The 4321-nt window shown below is 65.6% G+C and carries 5 protein-coding genes and 1 pseudogene; all 6 read right to left on the bottom strand.

Annotation, left to right across the window (positions count from 1 at the left end; genetic code table 11):
• A pseudogene (locus EOA28_RS26440) lies at positions 1–646 on the bottom strand (hypothetical protein); the annotation flags it as partial.
• A 102-nt stretch (positions 647–748) separates the two neighbouring features.
• Positions 749–994: a hypothetical protein gene (locus EOA28_RS26435; RefSeq protein WP_128315444.1), complete on the bottom strand. Its 246-nt coding sequence runs from the start codon at positions 992–994 to the stop codon at positions 749–751.
• Positions 995–1080: 86 nt separating this feature from the next.
• On the bottom strand, positions 1081–2037 hold the full coding sequence (locus EOA28_RS26430) for an EamA family transporter (protein WP_127249939.1): 957 nt from the start codon (positions 2035–2037) through the stop codon (positions 1081–1083).
• A gap of 102 nt (positions 2038–2139) precedes the next feature.
• The gene (locus tag EOA28_RS26425) at positions 2140–2532 is read right to left on the bottom strand and encodes a hypothetical protein (RefSeq protein WP_245463248.1); all 393 of its coding nucleotides are present in this window, start codon (positions 2530–2532) and stop codon (positions 2140–2142) included.
• Between the two features lie 98 nt (positions 2533–2630).
• Positions 2631–3782 (bottom strand): FAD-binding oxidoreductase, encoded by a 1152-nt coding sequence (locus tag EOA28_RS26420; protein ID WP_189342198.1) that lies wholly within the window; start codon positions 3780–3782, stop codon positions 2631–2633.
• Positions 3783–3795: 13 nt separating this feature from the next.
• Positions 3796–4321: aminotransferase class III-fold pyridoxal phosphate-dependent enzyme (locus EOA28_RS26415; protein ID WP_128315443.1), on the bottom strand; the 526-nt coding region annotated here is incomplete at its 5' end.

The following is a 4321-nucleotide window of genomic DNA, read 5'->3' as shown; positions in this document are numbered from 1 at the left end:
GCGGCGCAAGGCTGGTTGCCTGAGCGGCAGCCGACCGAACCTTCTCCTCCAGCGCCTCGGTCTCGGCGGCGAGGCCGGCGTCGTCCGGCAGGAGGCGGCGCAGGCGCCGGGCGAAGGGCAGCGCCCGTCGCGGCTCACCTGGCAGACGCTCGACCAGCTCGCGCAGGATGCCAAGCTCGACGATCTCCACCTCGCTGGCGATGGCCTGTCGCCAGGCTTCATAGTCGAAGCAGCGCTCGAGCGAGAGGTCGGCGAGAAAGCCGCCGCGGATCGAGACCAGGACGGCTTCAAGCTCCTCGGTCGAGTGTGACGAAAGGTCAGCCTTCACCAGCGGCGCCAGCTGCGCATAGTCCGTCGCGATGTTGAGTACGACGGCGTTGCGGTCGGCGCTCAAAGCGGATTCGTCGGTGCCCAGCACCTGGCGGATCTTGGAGAGGCTCCAGCGCAAGGCGCCGCGCGGGTCGTCGGGAATGTCCCAGAATATCTCGCATAACCGCTCGCGCTGATGCTGCCTGCCGGTGACGCCGAGGTAAGCGAGCAGCGCCCGCGTCTTGCGCGACGGCGGCAGGTCCAGCGGCTGGCCGTCGCGCGTGACCTGAAAATCGCCAAGCACGCGCAGTTCCAGCCTGTGCTGAGGGCCGTTCATGCGTTCACGCGCTTGTCGATCGCCATGGTCCCCTTCGGCCGAGGCCGCCGCTGCGAAGGGCAGCCAATAGCAAAAATGGCTAATTTAGGAAAGCTTGGCGGTTCAAGGCAGCAGCAGCTTCAATCGTGAGAGCCTGAGGCGCGCCAGGCGCCGCGCCGGGTTGTGAAAGGCTTCCAGGCCGGCCTCGACCAGGAAGGCCAAGGTCATCAACTCGATCAGGAATTCGTCGGCCGCGTCGAAAGTGGCGCGTGAGCCGGCAGCGAGATGCTTGAGCGGAGCGCGAGCTTCCTCGACCGCGTCGGCGCTGCCGGTGTCGATCAACGCTTCGAGCCTGGTGAAGCAGTCCATGTCGATTCTCTCCGCCCCGCCAAGGCGATAGATCGACTTGGCGGCGGAGACATCCACATATGTTAAGCGAGCTGCTTTGGGCCTGCTCACGCCTTGGATCGAACCGCCCTTGGCTTGAGGACCGTTGCCAGCACGACACCGACGACAATGAAGGCGGCGCCAAGCAAATCGTAGTCATGCAGGCTCTCGCCGAGCAGCAGATAGGCGAGGATGGCGACGAACAGCGTCTGCAGATAGAGCAGCATGCTTGCCCGGCTGGCGCCCAGCGTCTCGACGCTCTTGTTGTAGAGATAATACATCAGCGCACCGCCGGGGCCGGCCAGATAAGCGAGCGCGAGCAGGCCCTTGCCATTCAGGGCGGAGCGCTCGTCGTTGAATATCTCCCAGAGATGGAACGGCAGCGCCACCAGCGCGCCGGCGCCGAGCAGGAGGACCACCAATGGCAGAAGCTCGAGGCCGAATTTGGAGCGGCGCAGCAGCACCGTGTAGAGCGCCCAGCAGAAGGCGCTGCCGACGATCCACAATTCGCCGATGTTGAAGCGCAGTTGCACCAGCGCGCCGATATTGCCATGCGCGACGATGACCAGCATGCCGGCAAGTGCTGCAACCGCGCCGAGCGCTTTCCAGAGGCCGAGCGGTTCGCCCAGCACCAGGCGCGCCAGCACCATGGTCATGATCGGCGACATCGCCATGATGATGCCGGCCGTGGTCGCGTCAGTGTCGTTCAGTCCACGGTAGATCATGCCCTGGCAAAATGTCAGGCCGATCGCGCCGACGGCGACGATCTCAAGGGGGCGGGATTTGAGAAGCGCCAGCATGGCGCCGTGATGGCGGTGCACGATCGGCAACAGGATGGCGCAGGCGAGCAAGAGCCGCCAGAAGCACAACCCCCAGGGCGGCATTTCCGGCGCCACCCATTTGGCCGCGATATAGACGCCGGCCGAAAGCAGCCAGCACAAGACGGCGGTCGGATAACCGCCTAGCGAGGGTATCGAGATCGCGGCAGGTTGCTCCGCCGGATGCGCTATCGGTATCGCCTGCATCGCATGCCCCCGTTCGAGAACGTCAGCCCAGACGTAAGCGGCAGTCTACCTCATCCCGGGCTTGTTCCCTATGGCCGGCGATGGAGGGGCACCGTCCAACGATCAGTGCGGTGTGTCGCTCGCCGGGTGCAACAAATCCCAGGCCGAGCCGACGCGACCATTGAACTGCGTTGCGAAGCGTTCGGCCTCGGTGCCTTCGAGGCCGTCGTCGACAAGCGCCTCGATGCTTCGGCGCAGCAGAGCGAGTTGCATCCGCCGCGCATGACTCCTGTCGGTTTCGCGCATGATGGCCGTGACGTGATAGGCCACGACCGGCTGGCCGAGACAGGAGAGAAGCGCTCCCGAGCCCGCCGTTGCCGCAGTGACTGCTTCCTCGATATTCATGCCGGCGCTCCTCATCAAAGATGCTGGGCGCCTCCCCGGCAGATGGCGGCGATAGCGCCGCTTCTTTTCTAATTCCGGCGTCGCGAGACCATCGCTCGCAGCCAGACTCAAGTATCCTCCAGAACAATATTGAAGGCGACCGGATAGTTAATTGATGGTTAACGCGAACGGTCGCATCTTGGACGTTCGGCCCCGTCAAAACACATCGGTCAGTGGCCGGGAATGTTGCGCTCGGCCGATGGCGCGAGGCTCTGCGAGCCAAGTACCGAAACCGGCGCGCCCTGAAGCACCCAGTCGGCGGCGATCTGGCCGATGACCGGGGCGAGCTGGATGCCGTAGCCGCCGGCGCCGGCGGCGGTGATCAGCGCCGGCTCCGAGACATCGATCGGCCCGACAAAGGGGCGATGGTCGGCGGTCACCGGGTAGAGGCCCGCCCAGCCCCGGCCGAGCCGCGCGCCAGGCAGGTCGGGCACGCGTTCCAGAAGCAGCTCGGCCAGATCGACCTTCGATTGCTCCTCGCACTGGTCGTTGTAATTGTCGGGGTCTTCCGGCGCGGTCGAATTCACCTTGTGGATCTCGGCGATCAGCTCGCCCGGTTTTTCGTGGCGGAAGTTGAGGCCGCTGCCTTCGCCGTTCACCAGGTCCATCACCATCGGCATGGTGTAGCCGAGCGGCTCGTCGAGATGGATGACGACGGCTTCGTGGCGCTCTGGCCAGATGTGCAGGCGCTGGCCGAAAAGTGTTGCGACCTGCGGCGCCCAGGCGCCGCCCGCATTGACCACGGCGTCGGCATCCACTGGGCCATGACTGGTCTCCAGCCTATAGCCGCCCGGCCGCCGTTCTACGCCAAGCAGCTTGCGGTACTGGCGGATCTCGCCGCCCTTGGCGCGTAGGATGCCAGCCAGGAAATTGCACATTTCATGCGGATCGAGGAAGCCGTTGTCGGGTCCGAACAACCCGCCTTCGAGGCCGTCGGGATTGATGTGCGGCACGAGGTCCCGGAGCTCGTTTGCGCGGACCAGGCGCGACCTTAAGCCCGCCTCGCCCTGGATCTCGACCGATCTCGCGAACAGCGCCATCTGCGCTTGCGTGCGCGCCAGCCGCAGATAGCCGATATGGTTGAAGCGTAGCCCCTCGCCCTCCCATTGGCGGAACCGGCGCAGCGAATGGACGCGCAGCAGGATCTCGAACGGATCGGTCAGCTGCGATCCGACGACGCCGACCGAGCGGCCGCTCGACCCCGAAGCGATCGACTGCGCTTCGAGCACCGTGACGCGCGCGCCCTGCTCGACGAGGTTGAGCGCCGTGCACATGCCCAGCGTGCCCGCGCCGATCACCACGACATGAGGAGAAGCTGTCATCTGTGGCCTGCCTTCAGGATTGCGCGGCGATGTCGCCCAGGGTCTCGTCGATCGCTTGAAGGATGGCGCCGGCATCCGCCTCGGTCATCGGCGTCGACAGCGCGAACAGGCCGTAGCTGGCGGAGAGCACGCCGCGGTCGAGCAGGCCCTTGTGGAAGGCGTCGAATTTTTTCCGCTCAGCCTGGCCGGGATAGATGGAGCGGTAATCGGTGACGGGATGCGAGGTGAAATGAACCTTGAACAGCGAGCCCAGGCCGACGCACTGGCCGGCAAGCCCATGCTTTTGGAATGAGGCGGTGACGCCCTGGCGCAGGAACGCGCCGAGGCGATCGAGATGGGCGAAGCTCTCTTTCGTCAGCGCCCGCATCGAGGCAAGGCCGGCGCGCATCGTCACCGGATTGGCGGTGAAGGTGCCGCCATGCGGAAGCGCCGGCTTGCCGGCGGTCGGATCGAACACCGCCATGACATCGGCGCGCCCGCCCACCGCCCCGACCGGAAAACCGCCGCCGATGATTTCTCCGAGCGCCGTCAGGCCCGGC

The organism is Mesorhizobium sp. M2A.F.Ca.ET.067.02.1.1 (assembly GCF_004023285.1).
Lineage (GTDB): Bacteria > Pseudomonadota > Alphaproteobacteria > Rhizobiales > Rhizobiaceae > Mesorhizobium.
The sequence above is the reverse complement of the archived record's forward strand: the minus strand, read 5'-3'. Positions and strand labels throughout refer to the sequence as shown.